The 17,767-nt window shown below is 67.8% G+C and carries 12 protein-coding genes; 1 reads left to right on the top strand and 11 read right to left on the bottom strand.

What is annotated here, in order from left to right; translation table 11 throughout:
- Positions 1 to 58: 58 nt before the first annotated feature.
- The 3 genes from IEX71_RS12490 to IEX71_RS12480 form a co-directional block, all read right to left on the bottom strand.
- The gene (locus IEX71_RS12490) at positions 59 to 1,519 is read right to left on the bottom strand and encodes a glutamate synthase subunit beta (protein WP_188837379.1); all 1,461 of its coding nucleotides are present in this window, start codon (positions 1,517 to 1,519) and stop codon (positions 59 to 61) included.
- On the bottom strand, positions 1,512 to 6,053 hold the full coding sequence (gene gltB, locus IEX71_RS12485; protein WP_188837378.1) for a glutamate synthase large subunit: 4,542 nt from the start codon (positions 6,051 to 6,053) through the stop codon (positions 1,512 to 1,514). Before gltB ends, IEX71_RS12490 begins: the two co-directional genes overlap by 8 nt.
- Positions 6,054 to 6,218: 165 nt before the next feature.
- Complete coding sequence (locus IEX71_RS12480) at positions 6,219 to 7,889, bottom strand: glycosyltransferase family 2 protein (protein ID WP_188837377.1); 1,671 nt, start codon at positions 7,887 to 7,889, stop codon at positions 6,219 to 6,221.
- A 255-nt stretch (positions 7,890 to 8,144) separates the two neighbouring features.
- On the opposite strand from IEX71_RS12480, the gene IEX71_RS12475 reads away from it, so the two are divergent.
- Positions 8,145 to 9,044, top strand: coding sequence for a CatB-related O-acetyltransferase (locus IEX71_RS12475; protein WP_188837376.1), 900 nt, complete (start codon positions 8,145 to 8,147; stop codon positions 9,042 to 9,044).
- Here IEX71_RS12475 and IEX71_RS12470 read toward each other — a convergent pair.
- From IEX71_RS12470 to trpA, 8 genes are all read right to left on the bottom strand, one after another.
- A complete protein-coding gene (locus IEX71_RS12470) occupies positions 9,028 to 10,764 on the bottom strand; it encodes a CDP-glycerol glycerophosphotransferase family protein (protein ID WP_188837375.1) in 1,737 nt (578 codons plus the stop codon). The two genes, IEX71_RS12475 and IEX71_RS12470, sit on opposite strands and share 17 nt — an antisense overlap.
- Before the next feature lie 170 nt (positions 10,765 to 10,934).
- Positions 10,935 to 11,642, bottom strand: a complete 708-nt coding sequence (locus IEX71_RS12465) for an SDR family NAD(P)-dependent oxidoreductase (RefSeq protein ID WP_188837374.1) — start codon at positions 11,640 to 11,642, stop codon at positions 10,935 to 10,937.
- Positions 11,635 to 12,318 carry an IspD/TarI family cytidylyltransferase gene (locus IEX71_RS12460; protein ID WP_188837373.1) on the bottom strand — a complete coding sequence of 228 codons (684 nt, stop codon included), beginning with the start codon at positions 12,316 to 12,318 and terminating at the stop codon, positions 11,635 to 11,637. Before IEX71_RS12460 ends, IEX71_RS12465 begins: the two co-directional genes overlap by 8 nt.
- A 34-nt stretch (positions 12,319 to 12,352) precedes the next feature.
- Positions 12,353 to 14,029, bottom strand: coding sequence for a CDP-glycerol glycerophosphotransferase family protein (locus IEX71_RS12455; protein WP_188837372.1), 1,677 nt, complete (start codon positions 14,027 to 14,029; stop codon positions 12,353 to 12,355).
- On the bottom strand, positions 14,026 to 14,838 hold the full coding sequence (locus IEX71_RS12450; RefSeq protein ID WP_188837371.1) for a CDP-alcohol phosphatidyltransferase family protein: 813 nt from the start codon (positions 14,836 to 14,838) through the stop codon (positions 14,026 to 14,028). The genes IEX71_RS12455 and IEX71_RS12450 overlap by 4 nt, the downstream gene beginning before the upstream one ends.
- Before the next feature lie 70 nt (positions 14,839 to 14,908).
- Complete coding sequence (locus IEX71_RS12445) at positions 14,909 to 15,823, bottom strand: glycosyltransferase family 2 protein (RefSeq protein WP_188837884.1); 915 nt, start codon at positions 15,821 to 15,823, stop codon at positions 14,909 to 14,911.
- A gap of 109 nt (positions 15,824 to 15,932) precedes the next feature.
- The gene (lgt, locus tag IEX71_RS12440; protein ID WP_229749692.1) at positions 15,933 to 16,892 is read right to left on the bottom strand and encodes a prolipoprotein diacylglyceryl transferase; all 960 of its coding nucleotides are present in this window, start codon (positions 16,890 to 16,892) and stop codon (positions 15,933 to 15,935) included.
- A complete protein-coding gene (gene trpA, locus IEX71_RS12435) occupies positions 16,889 to 17,713 on the bottom strand; it encodes a tryptophan synthase subunit alpha (protein ID WP_188837370.1) in 825 nt (274 codons plus the stop codon). Before trpA ends, lgt begins: the two co-directional genes overlap by 4 nt.
- Positions 17,714 to 17,767 lie beyond the last annotated feature (54 nt).

The following is a 17,767-nucleotide window of genomic DNA, read 5'->3' as shown; positions in this document are numbered from 1 at the left end:
TCGCCCGGAACCGCCTCGCAGGACGAATAACTCGCGACAGTAGCGAGTGGGTCGCTCCTCAGACGGTCAGCGGGCGGTCGGTCGGCGCGATCGGCGCCGGCAGGTCGGAGTGCCCACCGGACAGGAACGCGTCGACGCCGTGCGCGGCGGCGCGGCCCTCGGCGATCGCCCACACGATCAGCGACTGTCCACGACCGGCGTCACCTGCGACGAAGACCCCCGGCACCGACGACATGAAGTCCGCGTCACGCCGCACGTTGGAGCGCTCGTCGAGCTCGACGCCGAGGTCGCTGACCAGGCTCTCGGTCAACGGCCCGAGGAAGCCCATCGCGAGCAACACCAGGTCGGCGTCGATCTCGCGTTCGGTGCCTTCGACCTCTTCGAATCCGTTGTCACCGGAACGGACTTCGGCTACCCGCAGCGCGCGCAGCTTCCCAGTGCCATCGTCGATGGCCTCCTTGGTGCTGATCGCGTAGACGCGTTCACCACCCTCCTCGTGCGCGCTGGCGACCCGGAAGATCATCGGGTATGTCGGCCACGGGTGTGCCTCGGAACGCTCGTCCCCCGGCCGCGGCATGATCTCCAGCGAGGTCACCGACTTCGCGCCCTGTCGCAGCGACGTGCCGATGCAGTCCGCTCCGGTGTCGCCGCCACCGATCACCACGACGTGCTTGCCCTCGGCGGTGACCTGGTCGGTCACCTGCTCGCCCAGGGCGACCCGGTTGGCCGGAGGCAGGAAGTCCATCGCCTGGACGAATCTGTCGAGCTCGCGGCCCTGCACCGGCAGGTCACGTGGCACGGTCGAGCCGATCGCGACGATCACGGCGTCATACCGTGCGCGCAACTGTGCCCAGGTGATGTCCTTGCCGATCTCGGTGTTGCACCGGAACCGAGTGCCCTCCGCGGTCATCTGGTCGATGCGCCGGTCGACGATCGACTTCTCCATCTTGAACTCGGGAATGCCGTAACGCAGCAATCCGCCTGGTTTGTCTGCCCGTTCGAAGACCGCGACGGTGTGACCCGCACGCGTCAACTGCTGCGCGGCAGCCAGGCCCGCAGGTCCGGAACCCACGACCGCGACGGTTCGACCGGTCAGCCGCTCGGGCGGCTGTGGCTCCACGGTGCCCTCCGCGAACGCCTGCTCGACGGTGGTCACCTCGATCTGCTTGATCGTCACCGCGGGCTGGCTGATGCTCAGCACGCAGGCGGTCTCGCACGGAGCTGGACACAGCCGCCCGGTGAACTCCGGGAAGTTGTTGGTCGCGTGCAACCGGTCACTCGCATCGGGCCAGTCCCCGCGCCACGCAAGGGTGTTCCACTCCGGGATCAGGTTGCCCAGCGGACATCCCTGGTGACAGAACGGGATGCCGCAATCCATGCACCGGCCCGCTTGCTGCTGCAGGTCGGAGAGCTGCTGCTCCTCGTAGACCTCTTTCCAGTCCTTGATCCGCACCGGGACCGGACGACGTTCCGGGAGGCTGCGCTCCCGCACCTTCAGAAAGCCGCGTGGGTCAGCCACGGGACACCTCCATGATTCGCGCCCAGACGACATCGCCGTCCGGATCGAGTCCTTCCTCCGAAGCCTTCGCTCGCACGTCCAGCACCTGCTGGTAGGCACGCGGCAGCACGAGCGAGAAACGCTCCGCACTGACCGGCCACTGCGCCAACAGCTTTGCGGCCACGGATGATTCGGTCCATTCCTGATGCTTCTCGAGCAGCGCATGCACAGCCGCCCGGTCCTCCTCGCGCAACGGGCTCACGTCCACCAGCTCCCGGTTGACCAGCTGCTCGTCGAGGTCCAGCACGTAGCCGACGCCACCCGACATACCGGCGCCCAGGTTGCGGCCGGTCGGGCCGAGGATCAGCGCCGTGCCGCCGGTCATGTACTCCAGACCGTGGTCACCCACACCCTCGACCACCGCGGTCGCACCGGAGTTGCGCACGCAGAACCGCTCGCCCACCACACCGCGCAGGAAGAGCTCGCCGCTCGTGGCGCCATACCCGATGACGTTGCCGGCGATGACGTTCTGCTCAGCGACCAGCGACGCGTCACGCAGCGGTCGGACGACCACGCGACCACCTGAAAGTCCCTTGCCCACATAGTCGTTCGCCTCGCCGAAGAGGCGCAGCGTGATGCCGGTCGGGAGGAACGCACCGAGCGACTGCCCGGCGGCACCGGTGAGCGTCACGTCGATCGTCTGGTCCGGCAGGCCGCCCGGATAGCGCTTGGTGACCTCGTGGCCGAGCATCGTCCCGACCGTGCGGTTGACGTTGGCCACCGGCAGGTCCAGCCGGACCGGCGCCTGGTCCTCCAGTGCGTCGTGACTCATCGTGATCAGCTGCTGGTCGAGTGCCTTCGCCAACCCGTGGTCCTGCGGCACGACGTGCCGGCGCGGCGTGCCCTCGGGCAGGTCCACGTCGGTGAGGATCGGCGCCAGGTCCAACCCGGCGGCCTTCCAGTGGTCGACCGCGCGCTCGGTGTCCAGCAGCCCGACCTGACCGATCGCCTCGTCGAGGGTACGGAAACCCAACTGTGCCAACAGCTCTCGGACCTCTTCGGCGATGTACTCGAAGAAGGTCTCCACGAACTCCGGCTTGCCGCTGTAGCGCCGACGCAGCTCGGGGTTCTGGGTCGCGACGCCGACCGGGCAGGTGTCGAGGTGGCAGACACGCATCATGATGCAGCCGCTGACGACCAGCGGCGCACTCGCGAAGCAGTACTCCTCCGCACCCAGCAGCGCAGCGATCATCACGTCGCGACCGGTCTTGAGCTGGCCGTCGGTCTGCACGACGATCCGGTCACGCAGCCCGTTGAGCAACAGCGTCTGCTGGGTCTCGGCGAGACCGAGTTCCCACGGACCACCGGCGTGCTTCAGCGACGTCAGCGGTGCCGCACCGGTGCCTCCGTCGTGGCCCGAGACGAGCACCACGTCCGCGTGCGCCTTGGACACCCCCGCGGCGACGGTGCCGACGCCGACCTCGGACACGAGCTTGACGTGGATGCGTGCCGACGGGTTGGCATTCTTCAGGTCGTGGATCAGCTGTGCCAGATCCTCGATCGAGTAGATGTCGTGGTGCGGCGGCGGCGAGATCAGACCGACTCCCGGGGTCGAGTGCCGGGTGCTGGCCACCCAGGGGTAGACCTTGTGGCCGGGAAGCTGACCGCCCTCCCCCGGCTTGGCACCCTGGGCCATCTTGATCTGGATGTCGTCCGCACCGGTCAGGTAGACCGAAGTGACGCCGAACCGGCCCGATGCGACCTGTTTGATGGCCGAGCGGCGCTCCGGGTCCAGCAGGCGGTCGAGGTCCTCGCCGCCCTCACCGGTGTTGGAGCGGGCGCCCAACCGGTTCATCGCGATCGCGAGCGTCTCGTGTGCTTCCTTGCTGATCGAGCCGTAGCTCATCGCGCCGGTCGAGAACCGCTTGACGATGTCGCTGACCGGCTCGACCTCTTCGATCGGGATGCTCGGGCGGGTTCCCTTGAAGGAGAACAGTCCTCGCAGGGTCATCAGCCGCTGCGACTGGTCGTCGACGCGCTGCGTGTACTTCTTGAAGATGTCGTAGCGCCGTGACCGGGTGGAGTGCTGCAACCGGAAGACGGTCTCGGGGTCGAAGAGGTGCGGCTCGCCCTCGCGACGCCACTGGTATTCGCCGCCGGTCTCCAGGGTGCGGTGCGACTGGTGCAGGCCGTTCTTCGGGTATGCCGTCTGGTGCCGCTGCGCGATCTCCTCGGCGATCTCCTCCAGGCCGATGCCACCGATGCGCGACACGGTGCCGGTGAAGTATTCGTCGATGAGGTCCTGTGACAGGCCAAGCGCCTCGAATACCTGCGCACCGCGGTATGACGCGACGGTCGAGATGCCCATCTTGGACATCACCTTCAGCACGCCCTTGCCGAGCGCCTTGATGAGGTTCTTGACCGCCTGCTCCGGCGTGACACCGTCGATCGCACCGCGACGGACCAGGTCCTCGACGGATTCCATTGCAAGATAAGGGTTCACGGCGGCGGCGCCATACCCGATCAGCAGCGCGACGTGGTGGACCTCGCGGACGTCGCCGGCTTCCACGATCAGACCGACCTGGGTGCGGGTCTTCTCACGTACCAGGTGGTGGTGCACGGCCGCGGTCAGCAGCAGCGAGGGGATCGGGGCGAACGCCGCGGTGCTCTCCCGGTCCGACAGGACCACGAAGCGGTGTCCGTCCGCGATCGCCTGCGACACCTCGGCGCAGATGCCCTTGAGCCGGGCACGCAGCGCGCTGGTGCCACCGGCGACCCGGTAGGTGCCGCGGATGACGTAGGTCTGATAACCCGGGAAGTCGCCGGCCTTGTTGAGGTTGACCAGCTTGGCCAACTCGTCGTTGTCGATGACCGGGAAGTCCAACTCGACCTGCCGAGCGTGCTGCGGACCGACCTCGAGCGCGTTGTGCTCCGGACCCATCAGGGTACCGAGCGAGGTGACGAGCTCCTCGCGGATCGCGTCCAGCGGCGGATTGGTCACCTGCGCGAACAGCTGGCTGAAGTAGTCGAAGAGCAACCGCGGGCGGTCCGACAGGACCGCGACCGGAGTGTCGGTGCCCATCGAGCCGAGTGCCTCGGCCGCCGCTGCGGCCATCGGCGTCAGCAGGATCCGCAGCTCCTCGTGGGTGTAACCGAAGGTCTGCTGTCGGCGGACCACGGATGCCGGTGTGTGCCAGACGTGCTCGCGCTCGGGCCGCTCGGCCAGCTTGATGATGCCGGCGTGCAGCCAGTCCTGGTAGGGGTGCTCGGCGGCCAGATCACGCTTGATCTCGTCGTCGCTGATGAGCCGGCCCTGTGCGGTGTCGACCAGGAACATGCGGCCCGGCTGGAGCCGCCCCTTGCGCACCACGTGTGCCGGGTCCAGGTCGAGGACACCCGCTTCGGAGGCGAGCACCACGAGTCCGTCGTCGGTGACGGCATACCGCCCGGGGCGCAGGCCGTTGCGGTCCAGGACCGCACCCACCAGGGTGCCATCGGTGAACGCGACGCACGCCGGCCCGTCCCAGGGCTCCATGATCGCCGAGTGGTACTCGTAGAACGCCCGTCGTGCGGGGTCCATCGTCTCGTGGTTCTCCCAGGCTTCGGGGATCATCATCAGCACCGCGTGCGGCAGGCTGCGGCCGCCGAGGTGCAGCAGCTCAAGCACCTCGTCGAAGCTGGCCGAGTCCGAACCCGAGTCGGTGCAGATCGGGAAAAGGCGATCGATGTCGCCGCCGAAAACATCACTGTGCAAAGTGGATTCGCGCGCACGCATCCAGTTGCGGTTGCCGCGGACGGTGTTGATCTCACCGTTGTGCGCGATCATCCGGTAGGGGTGCGACAGCGGCCACGACGGGAACGTGTTGGTGGAGAACCGCGAGTGCACCAGCGCCAGCTCGGTCGCGAAGCGGCGGTCGGACAGATCCGGGTAGAACGGCTCCAGCTGACCGGTGGTCAGCATGCCCTTGTAGACCACGGTGCGACCGGACAGCGACGGGAAGTAGACCTGCCGCTCGGCTTCGATGCGCTTGCGCAGCGCGTAGGCCTTGCGGTCCAGGTCGATGCCGCTCAGCTCGCCCTCGGCTGCGGCCACGAAGAGCTGCCGGAAGACGGGCATCACGGCCTGCGCCGGTGCGCCGACGAGCGTCGGGTCGGTCGGCACGTCGCGCCAACCCAGCACCCGCAGGCCCTCCTCGGCCGCGATCTCGGCCACGCGCTCACCGATGTACCACTGCTCATCGGGGTCGGTCGGCAGGAAGGCGATGCCCACGGCATACGTGCCCTTGGCCGGAAGATCGAAATCGCAGACCGCGCGGAAGAACTCGTCCGGGATCTGGGTGAGTATGCCGGCACCGTCGCCCACGGCCGGGTCCGCGCCGGTCGCACCGCGGTGCTCCAGGTTGCGCAGCGCCGTCAGCGCATGATCCACGATGTCGTGCCCGGCCGTGCCGCGCATCGTGGCGACCATGGCCACACCACACGCGTCGTGCTCGTTCGCCGGGTTGTAGAGGCCTTGCGCCTGCGGAGCCGCAGAGAAGCCGCTGTGCGTCGTCACCAAACCACCGTCCAGTTGTCGCGAGCGACGCCTCGAACGACGTCGCTGGAAGGGAGAACCGAAACCCCTCGTGGACGACGTTGGCCAAGGAGGCGTGCACAGCTTACCGGTGACCGGGCGTGCTCACAAAGTGGACGTCGCGTCTCGCTCTGCGAGACGCCGCACTCATCCGCGGCGCAGCCGCCCACGCACCGCGCGTCGGGTACGCCCTGCGCCCCGCCGCGCCCTGCGCAGCGCACCGCGTGCATAATGCGCCGCCTCCCAACGCAGGCGCGCTGTCCGGCCCTCGCGCAACGAGGTCGGTTTCGCACTTCCGGACCGTCCGGTCTGCGGGGCGACCAGCCGCATACTCAACTTCCGATACCCCTTCGTCGCGTAGACCTCGACCCGTCGGTCCCCGAGGAACGGGCCGGACGACAGGGTCGTCACCTCACCGACCGGCAGCCGGACCTCCGACGCCCAGCCCAGCCCGTTCAAGCGCACCCGCAGGTCGAGGACGGTCTCCGACGGCTTGTCGCGGAACGCCTCCGCCGGATCGATCAGGACGTCCGAGTGCGCGCCCAGCCGGTCACCGGTGGTGGGGCGTATGTCGGCCTCGCAGAACTGCAATTCCATCGTGCGGCGATCGGACAGCAGCGTGTGCAGCCGGACGCCGCCCGCGATGTCGGAGACGTCGATCGGCTCCAGCGAGACCTCGGGCACCCGCCGGGCGACGTCCCAGCGCACCCGATCCCCGTCGCGCTGCATGGTGATCGGGTAGCCGTCGGCATACACGAACTCGGAGTCGATCGACAGCGAGAGCTTGCCGTCGTCGGTCCACCGCACGTCGCGCAGTCGGACTCGCTGCGTCACCCCACGCTCGGCCGAGGCGAGCGCCCGGATCTCGTCCATCGTTCCGTGCAACAACAGTCGCGCCCGCGCCCGGGAACCTGCACCGAGGTAGGGGAACAGTCGCTCATCGAGGCCGAACTTCGCACTGACTCTGCGCAGTTCGGTCAGCAGCGACTCCTGGTAATCCTCCGGCTGTTCCAGGAGGAATCCGCCGCGCAGGCGGGCCAGCATCTTGGCCTGATACCAGTGGCTGTAGAGCTTGTCGCGGAAGACTCCCGGCTCGGTGTGGACCTCCACGACGCCCAGCACCCGCTCGACGGACTGGTAGTACATCACCGGGTCGGCGACCGAGAAGCTCGCATTGTCGCCACTGCCCGTGCGCCGCATCCAGTAATAGCAGGGCGCATCCGCGAACACCGAGATCCGTTGCGCGGCGAAGTAGCACGACATCATGAAGAAGTGGTCCTCGAGGCGTACCCGACCCTCGGGAAACCGGATCCGGTGTTCCCGGACCATCGCGGTGCGAACCAACTTGTGTGGTGTGAGGATGCCCAGGATCGGATCGCGCACGAGTTTCGCGTCCGGAATGTTGCGCCGGAACAGCGCGCGCGGCACCGACCGCCCCGGTCCGACGCCGATCTCCTTCGGGATCACCACGTCGGAATCGTTCTCGCGGGCATAGTCGTACATCGACGTCAGGGCGTCGGGGGTCAACTTGTCGTCGTTGTCCGCGAAGAAGAGGTATTCGCCACGAGCGACGTCGATGCCGAGGTTGCGCGGCCGGCCCGGCCAGCCCGAGTTGGGCGTGTTGTGCAGGACCTGGATGTTCGCTCGCTCGCCCGCCCACTCCTGCAGGCGTTCGCGGGTGCCGTCGGTGGAGTCGTCATCGACGAAGATGACCTCGAACTCCTCGGCCGACATGGACTGCGCATCGATGCTCGTCAGCAACTCGTCGATGTCCCGTCCCGGGTTGTACACCGCGACCACGACCGAGATTTTCAGCATCATCTCCCACCTTCCCCTGAGCGTGCCGCCGCCCCTCCCCAACCACCGTACGTCGCCCGGTGCTGGAGGCCGGGGCGCGAAACGAGCTCCCGATCAAGACGTATGAACCTCACATGGGTTGTACAAGGAGCACCTGTGGTTGCGCTGTAGAGTCGCCGCACCGGTCCAGCAAAGACACAGTGAGGTGTGCCCCCAGCAATGAAGAATTTCCGCTCGAGCGTCCGACGTACCGTGCGTTCCCGTGTGGTCCGTCCAGTGCGATCTGCGAGTTGGCGGATCCTCGGCGAGGCTCCGTCCGACACGACGTCGGCGCCGGCGTCGGGGAAGCCCGCGCCGAAGAAGAACCCGTGGACGGGCCTGCGCAAACACGGTCTCCGCGTGCAGCCCGGGCTCGGTTTCTTCGGCTCCGGCCCCGGGCACATCAAGGTGCGCTTCGAGCCGCCGGCCCAACTGAACAACGCGACCATGCACGTCTACCGGGACATCGCCATCGGGCGCTACACCTTCCTGCGCAGCGGCCGGTTCCGTTACCTCGACACCATCGGGCGCTACACCAGCATCGGGCCTGACGTCACCATCGGCGAAGGTGAGCACCCGGTCAGCTGGCTGACGACATCACCGGCGGTCCACCACGCCAGCCGCTTCCACTACTACCCGCCGGAGGCCGACTCCGGTCCCCGCACCATCAAGCGGCACGCGGGCAACATCGACCCGAAGACGATGGCGAACGCCAACATCGGCAACGACGTCTGGATCGGTGCCAACGTGCTGATCCGTCGCGGGGTGACCATCGGGGACGGCGCCATCGTCGCCGCCGGCGCGTTCGTGAACAAGGACGTGGCGCCATACACGATCGTCGGCGGCCTGCCGGCCAAGGTGATCGGCAAACGCTTCAGCGACGAGATCATCGACAAACTGCTGGAGCTGAAGTGGTGGGAGTTCGATGTCAGCGATCTGTCCGGCATCCCCTTCGACGACGTCGAGCAGGCGATCGAGCAGATCATCGAGCGCGAACGTGCGGGCCAGATATCCCGCGTCCCCGTGACGTATGACGAAGTGGTGATCAGCAAGAAGGGTTACCGCTCGCTGACCATCGACCCGCTGAACGCTCAGCGAGCCGCGGACCGGATGAAGCGGCTCAAGCAGGCGGACTAGCCGACGAGGGGCCCTGCGCCTCCGCCCGCACTTCCGCGGTCAGGTCGTCCGTGGCTCGCACCGGCGGCCACACGGCCTCCGCGGGTGGCCACGGCGCGTGCGCCACCTCGGCCGCCGCCCGGAGGAAGCCCTCCTCGTAGGTCGCGTCCGGGAAGTCGCCCAGGTAGTAGGTGCGCTTCTCCCGCCGCACCACGCCCAGCGGGTCGTCGGTCGCGGCCGACTCGAGGGCCGCACCGACCTCCTCGCGAGAGCCGTCGACGACATACGTGGCCGACGCCAGCGGGAACTCCTCCCGGAACTCGGCCGGGTCCTGGCCGGGGTTGACCAGCAGGATCGGTTTCTCGGAGTAGAGGTAGTCGGCGACCACGCTCGAGACGTCCGCGATCATCAGGTCCGAGGCGTTGAAGCACTCCAGGATGGACATCTCCTGCTCCGCTGCGGCCCCGAAGACGTGAGCGCGGCCGGTCTTCGCGGCATCGGCCGCGAGGAGCTCGCGGGCCTGCTCGGCGATGAGGGCGAACTCGGGGTCGCGGTCGTTGTAGGGGTGTTGCCGGAAAATGACCCGACACCCGTGGGCGAGCGCCTCACCGACGATGTCCAACGCGCGCGGGATCGAGCTGTATGCCGCGTCCTCGTGGAAGCCCTTCCACGTCGGTGCGTAGAACACCGTGGAGTCCGTCAGGTCCAGTGTCTCGGTGTGCCGCCGCTCGATACCGACGACCTGCGGGCGACCCACGATCACGAACTTCTCGTCCGGGATGAAGACCCCGTGCGCCGCGTAGCGGTCGATGCCCGCCTGACCGGCGACGAAGACCTTGTCGAACATCGCGGTGACCGGGCTGTAGCTCGGCGCTTTGTCGCTGTCACCGTGCAGCAACTGCACATGCGTCAGCTCGCCGTACCGGACGAAATGCGTGTTGCGCGCGGCATTGTTGACGTAGAACGCCGCCCGCAGGCTCTCGCTGCGGTTGCGTTCGACGGTCGCCATCGTCGGGCAGTGCAGGATCGGCACGTCGTCGACCACGCTGACCGCCTGCCCGTAGCTGCGCCGATCGCGGACCATCACGTAGAACGGCACCCCGACTCGCTTGAGGTGCGGGATCCACATGCCCAGCTGCTGCTGGGAGTTGCGCGGCGCGTCCCAGTAGACGACGAACGCGGGGTTCAGCGTCTCCAACACGGTGGGCAGCATCTGTTGGGCCCGCCGCGAAGCGGTGCGACGCGCGAAAGCGTCGGCGAGGATGAAGGTCGCCATCATGCCGGCGATGAGCGACATCAGCAGCCACCACAGGCCGTTCAGATGGAAGTAGCCCGCGGCGAGCAGAGCCACCGGGAGGACCAGCATGATCCGGCCGTAGAGGCGCACGGTCCACGGCTTCTTCTGCCGGAGGGTGAGCTGGTCGAACCCGGAGGCACGCACACCGGTGTAACCGTGGGCACGGCGTACGAACGATTCGCTGCGGACCAGCATCACCAGGATGGCGATCGCGGTCCAGGCCGCCCAGGCGACGCTCAGGCCGTGGTGGATGATCGGGCCGGCCGGCCCGATGGCGAACAGCACCCGCGCGATGAGGTGCGCGCCGAGTCCGCGCCCGCGCCACATCTTGCGGCACATGACGACGCAGCCGGCGTAACCCACCAGCCAGACCACCACGCCCGGGTACTTCGCCCCGGACAGCAGCAGCAGGGTTGCGACGAGCGCCATGAGGACGATCGACACGTTGCGGAGTTCACGCTGGAGCAAGGAGGTACCCGATTCAGCAGACGACGCTGCAGGATTGTGAGGAGCTGATGAGGTCGATCCGTCGCCGTTGTCGCCGGCCGGCGACGGTCACGCGACGGCGGCAGCGCCGACCCGGGCCGTGATATGCCGCCCGGGTCGCGCGCTGCTCACAGGCGTACGACGAGGTTTTCACTGTCGACGTAGCGTCCCACCGGACTGGTGAGCATCCGGATGGCATCGGCGACGTCCTCCGGCTGCATGATCGTCGTGGGGTCCTCGTCGGGCGCGAGCTTGCGCCGCAACGCGGTCGCGCACCGGCCGGGCGAGATGGTGATGACGCGGGTGCCGTAGATGGCCAGCTCCTCCTTGAGGACCTGGCTCATCGCGATGAGCGCCGCCTTCGAGCTGGAGTAGGTCAGCCAGCCGGACCGGCCGGTGATGCCGGCGGTCGAGGCGACGTTGACGATGTACTCGAAGGTGTTCCCCAGGTGCAGCAGATGCTGCACGATCAGGAACGGTGCGTAGAGGTTGACGCCGATGGTGCGCTCGAAGTCGCCGAAGTCGATCTCGTGGATCGGGTCTGGCGCGGTGTAACCGGCATTGTTGACCAGGAACTCGATGTTGCCGTGCTTCTCGATGATCTTCGGCATGAGCTGCCCGATGGCGTCGCGGTCGTTGAGGTCGATCTCGTAGCAGAAGACCTTCTTGCCGAACGGGTTGTCGGCCAGCAGTTCCTTCTCGGCCTCGGCGAAGTCGTCGGACTTGCGTGCCAGCAGCACGTAGTCGGTGACGTCGTTGTCCTCGCGGAAGAAGCGCTCCGCGGTTGCCAGCCCGATGCCCTTGGACGCACCACTGATCAGGATGGTCTTACGCATCGTCGTCGTCACCTGCCAGCAGGTAGCCCGCCAGACGGACGTCGGTCTTGGTGGTGACCTTGAAGTTCCGGTCGTTGCCGGGGATGTAGTAGACGTCCGCGCCGGCCACCGCGCACAGGGTGGCGTCCTCGGTGAACACCACGTCCTCCTTCTGCGCGTAGGCGTGGCCCGCCTCGAGCGTGGTCTTGCGGAACTTCTGCGGCAGTTGCACATTGCGCAGCCGCGCGCGCTCCAGCGACCCGGTCACCTGCTGGGTGTCGGGGTCGACCGGCGCGACGGTGAACGGGATCTCCAGCATGAAACTGACGTTGTCCTTGTCGGCGGCGATGAGCGCCTCGAACTCGGCCTTGGTGACCAGCGGCCGTGCGGTCTCGTGCAGGATCACGTGTTCGTTGTCGCAGTGCTCGAGCATCGAGCGAACCGACGCGTGGCGGGTGTCGCCGCCCTCGACATACGTGATCGGCGTCTTGATCGCATAGTCGGCGACCAGCTTGCGCATGGTGTCTTCCCAGCCCGCCGGGAAGTTGAGAATGATCTGGTCGATCTCTGGGATGTCGTCGACAGCGATCAGGGGGTAGATCATCGCCGGGATGTGATTGACCCGGATGAGTTGCTTGGGCTGACCAGCAGCGACTCGAGTGCCTACACCGCCGTTCAGGAGAGCGAGGGTATACATGCCGTGCACCTTAACCTTTCAGTAGTTCCGTGGATCAGGGTCGTCCCGGAGATTCCCCGTGCACCGCACGGGATGCCATGTCGACGAAGCGGGCCACTTCGTCCTGATGGTCGCCCAGGTAATAGGTCCGCAATCGCGAGCGCGTCTCGGCGAGCGGGTCGTCGGTGAGCATGGCGCGCAGACCGGTGCTGAGCTCCCCGCCCAGGTCGAGCAGGTAGGTCGCTCGCAGCATCGGGAAGGCCTCCGGGTCCGCCGGCTGCCCCTCCCCCGTGGCCGCCAGGTCGACGACCGCCATCGGCTTGCGCGAGTGCAGGTAGTCCGACGCGACGCTCGAGACGTCGGTCACCAGCGCGTCGGAGCGGTTGAACCACTCTGAGACTGTGTCGTGCCGGGTCTGCTCGCTGGTCAGATGCGGGCGTTCGGCGGTTGCTGCGTCCGCGAGGAGCGCATCGATCCGGCCGATGGCGGCCGCGGAGCGCCGCTCGTTCCGCGACAGCGGATGCGGCCGGAAGGCAACTCGGACGTCCTGCTCCAACAGCGCCCGGACGATGGTCTCGCCGCGTGCCAACGAACTGAAGTTCATGTCTCGCATGCCGCCGCGCCACGTCGGCGCGTAGAGCACCGTCCGGGTGCCGGCACACGGATCGGTGTTGTGCTCCAGGACGTCGGCGACCTGGGGCCGACCGACGAGACGGAACTTCTCCTCCGGGACGACGACGCCGTTGCGGTGGAAGCGATCGATGCCGGCCTGCCCGGCGACGAAGATCTGATCGAACATCCCGATCATCGGGTGATAACTGGACGGTTTGTCGGAGTCGCCGTGGTTCAGGTGGACGTGGGTGCGGTCGAGGAAGCGCACACCATCGACGCACTGCGCGTCGGTGTTGACGTAGAAGAGCGCACGCACGCTCGGCACCATGACGTCGTCAAGTCCGGCCAGCCGCTGGCAGGCGACGACCGGCTGGTCGGTCAGCGCGGCGGCCCGCGCGAGCAGTTGCGGGTCCCGCGCGAGCACGGCATACGGCAGTCCGAGACGCTCGAGGTAGGGCACCCACATCCGCACCTGATAGTCGCCGGCCACCTGGCCGCTGAAGTAGATGTAGAACGCGGGCGCGTATGCGACGAGGGCCTCGGTCACCGCTCGGTTGACGGTCTGCGCCCGCCGGACATGGACCGCCGATCGCAGTCGCAGCACACTGCGCGCCATGATCGCCACCACGGCCACCAGCAGGATCGCGTCGGCGGGGTCCGGTAGGTCGACCAGCCACTCCAGCAGCAGCCAGACGGCGAACAACAGGGTGCTGGCCTGCACGGCGCCGGCCATCGGACCGAGGGTCTGCGGGCGGCGATCGTCCGGCACACCGGGCAACTGGGCGGCGCGGATCTCCGGCACCAACCGTCGCTCCAGCGGCTCGTCGACCAGGCCGGCGCCGAGCACAACGGCCACTGCGAGGACCAACCACGGTGTCTCGTCCTCGTGCTGCACGAACCCCACGAAGGTCGCGAGGACCCCGACCAGGGCCATCACGTTGAGGGCCGGGCCCGGGCGCAGTCGACCGACCCAGGCAAGACCGATCATCAGCGCGATGGAGACCAGCGCGACGACCAACTCCGGCAACCCGAACGCGGTGACGATCACCAGCAGCGTCGCCAACAGGTTGAGACCGACAACGGCCAGCAGGGACTGACCGAGTCGGCGCAGCGCGGTCACCTCGCCGCCTTCACACGGGGCGAGGCCATGATCGACACGAAGTGGCCGAGCACGACGGTCCAGACGACGGGCGCCAGCACCCAGACCGTCACCCGGAAGACGTCGACGTCGTTGCCGGTGATCAGCCCGACGATCGACAGGACCAGCGCCAGCAGGCTCAACTCCACGGAGTGGAAGATCCGGTGGAACGGCAGGAAGCGCGCGGCACCGCGGAGTATGCCGACCAGGCCTCGACGCGGCACCGCCTTGGCCTCGGCGGTGTCGGGCAGCCGGTCCACGCCGCTGAACGCGCGTGCCACGTGGACGAAGTCGTTGAGGGCCTTGTTGAGCATGATGCCGGACATCAGCACCGCACCGAGGAACGCGAACTTCCAGGTGTCGGTCGAGCCGGTCTGCCCACCGAAGACCCCGGCCGCACGCAGCCCGAACGCCAGCCCGACGAAGCCCTCGGTCGTGTAGTGCGCGACCTTGTCCAGGAACACACCGGCCGGGCTGAACTTCTGCCGCCACCGGGCGAGTTCGCCGTCGACGCAGTCGAGATACATCTGCAGTTGCCCGAAGAACACCGCGAGCAGCGCACCGAGCACACCCGGCACGAGCAACGACAGGGCGATGCACCAACCGGACAGGATCATCAGGCCGGTGACGCCGTTGGGCGTCATCCGGGTGGGCACGAGCTGCCGGGTCAGGTAGAGCGAGCCGTGCCGGAGGTATTCGCCCGACCAGTGCTCGGCGTTCTGGCGGCCACGGACGGACATCGGCTGCGAGCGCTCCCGCAGCTCTTCGATGGTGGGTTTGGTGGTCGCCATTTAGATGACCGGCCGAAGGTCGCAGAGAACATCAGGTGATTGACGTGGCGATGAGGAACGAATCGTCACGTCAGATCACCGGCCATCGACCGTTGCGGGCCATGCGCCATACGGCTGACCACGGCAGTTTGCGGTGCGGCTCACCGGGCGCCCACGGCTGGGTGGTCCAGCCCTCGCGCCAGCCGGCGAACCAGGGCCGCAGGCTCTCGCGCACGTTGCGGGAGCGGACCACCTGCACCGCTGTCCAGGAGCCGACATACCCCCAACTGACCGGCCAGGGCAGGTTGCGACGCGCGAGCCAGACCCGGTTGCGGGCGTTCTTGGTGAAGTAGTCGTCGTGCCGGCGCGGGTCGATGACCGGGTGCCCGGCGCGCAGGTGACCGAGGTAGACGGTGCGACTGCCGGCGCCCCAGACGCGCCAGGCGAGCTCGATGCCCTCGTGCGCGTAGAAGAAGGGTGCCGGCCAGCCCAGGGTCTGCTCGAAGACCTCCCGACGTATGGCGACAGCCATCTCGACGACCGAGAAGACGTTGGACGAACGGTAGGGACTGCCCTTGCGCAGCCGCGGGATCCACCGGGTCGGCAGGTCTCCGACCTCGGGGTCCTCGATGCGCGGCTGGATCATCCCGATCGTCGGGTCGGCGCGGAACTCCGCGGCGCACTTGACCAGGAAGTCGTCGTCCAGCAGCCACGCGTCGTCGTCGAGGAAGAAGAGCAGGTCGCCGGTGACGTGATCGACACCCGCGTTGCGTCCGGCGGGTATGCCGACGTTCTCCGGCAGCGGCAACGCCTTGACCCGAGGAGGCAGATCGACCGGATCCCAGCCGTTGCCGACGACCACGATGTCGAGCCGGACACCGGTCTGACCCAGCAGCGAGTCGAGGCCGCGACGCAACTCCGGTGGGCGGGTCCCCTGAGTGAGCACCACCACCCCGAAGGTCGGGGTGTCGGCGTCCCTCGGGACAGGCTCGACCGCGAGTTCGATCGTCGTACTCCTTCGTTTCACCCACTGGTTCGGGCGCGTTCATCCCCCGCTGCGGGCCGATCTTATGACACCACTGCACGATCCGCGCATTCGAACGCGCGGGTGCGGATCAGTTGTCGTGCGGTGGGCCGGGGTCCTTGACCGGCCCGGCCTGCGCCGGTGACGGGTCCTCGGCCGCTGCGTCCGGTTGCGCCCCGTCGTCGGTCGGGGTGCTGCCCGGGATCGGCTCCCGCTCACCGTCCGGATGCCGACGCGCATTGATCACCAGGCCGACGAGGCCGCCGATGAACACCAGCACGCACACCCACACGTTGACGCGCTGGCCGAGGATGTGGTTGGCGGGGTCGTTGCGCATCCACTCCATCCAGATCCGGCCGATCGGGTAGAGCGTGACGTAGAGGAAGAACGACTTGCCCCGGCCGAGCCGGTAACGGCGGTCCAGCCACACCACGATGAGCGCGATGACCAGGCAGAACAGCGACTCGTAGAGGAAGGTCGGCTGGAAGTAGCCCTTGACGATCGGGTGACCGGCCGAGTCCTTCACCGCGTGGCCGGCGGTCTCGTCCCATTCATAGATCTTCAGCCGCCAGGGCAGATCGGTGGTGCGGCCGTGCAGCTCGTTGTTGAAGTAGTTGCCCCACCGGCCGAGCGCCTGCGCCAGGACGACACCGGGCGCACCGGCGTCGGCGAAGTCGAGGAAGCGGATGTTGTTGCGGCGACAGCCGATGTACGCGCCAAGCGCACCGATCGCGATGGCGCCCCAGATGCCGAGGCCGCCGTGCCAGATCGCGAACGCGTCCCAGGGGTTGCCGTGCTTGCCGAAGTAGGGCTGCGGCGAGGTGATGACGTTGTAGATGCGCCCGCCGACGATGCCGAACGGCACCGCCCACCAGGCGACGTTGAGTGCGTCCTCACGCTGGTAGCCGCGATCCTCCATCCGGCGTCCGGTGACCCAGATCGCCAGGACGATGCCGGCCAGGATGCACAGCGCGTACATCCGGATCGGGAACGGTCCCAGCCAGAAGACCCCGACCGTCGGGCTCGGGAAGTACGACCCCTCGGCGATCACCCTCGCACTCCGTCGGCAAGGGACTCGGCCTTGCGTGCGAGCGCGGACAGACCTGCTTGCCGGTCGTCGGCGTCCACCAACGTGGCGACGAGCGCGGATCCGACGATCACGCCGTCGGCGTAGCCCGCGACCTCTCGTGCTTGTTCGGCGGTCGAGACGCCCAGGCCGACGCAGGCCGGTATGTCGCTCACCGCGCGGACGCGCTGCACCAGTTTCGCTGCCTCACTGTCGACCTGCGCACGCGCTCCGGTCACACCCATCAGCGAGGCGGCATACACGAATCCGCGGCAGGCGGCCGTGGTGGTCACCAAGCGTTCAGGTGTCGAGCTCGGAGCGACGAGGAACACCCGGTCGAGGTCGTGCGCCGCGCTGGCCTCGATCCAGTCGGCGGCCTCGTCCGGCACCAGGTCGGGCGTGATGAGGCCGGAGCAGCCCGCCGCGGCGAGGTCGCGGGCGAAGGCGTCCACGCCATACCGCAGCACGGGATTCCAGTAGGTCATCACTTCGCACGCGGCGCCTGCAGCGGCGACGGCTTCGGCGGCGCGGAAGACGTCGCGCACGTGCACGCCGGCGGCCAGCGCACCGGTCGCGGCGGTCTGGATGACCGGGCCGTCCATCAGCGGGTCGGTGTAGGGCAGGCCGATCTCGACGATGTCCACACCGGCCTTGACCATCGTGACCATCGCCTCGATGGAGCCGTCGACGTCGGGGTAGCCGACCGGCAGGTAACCGACGAGCGCTGCGCGCCCCTCGGACTTCGTCTTCGCGAGTCGCTCCGACACCGCACTCACATGGCCCTGCGACGAATCCGACGAAGACATGCGGGGCCCCCGCGAAGTATCGGAAGAGCGCAGCGGGGGAGAACTTCGTGGGGT

The sequence above is a fragment of the Flexivirga endophytica genome, assembly GCF_014640635.1.
Taxonomy (GTDB): Bacteria; Actinomycetota; Actinomycetes; order Actinomycetales; family Dermatophilaceae; genus Flexivirga; species Flexivirga endophytica.
This window is presented reverse-complemented; position numbering and strand designations above follow the sequence as displayed.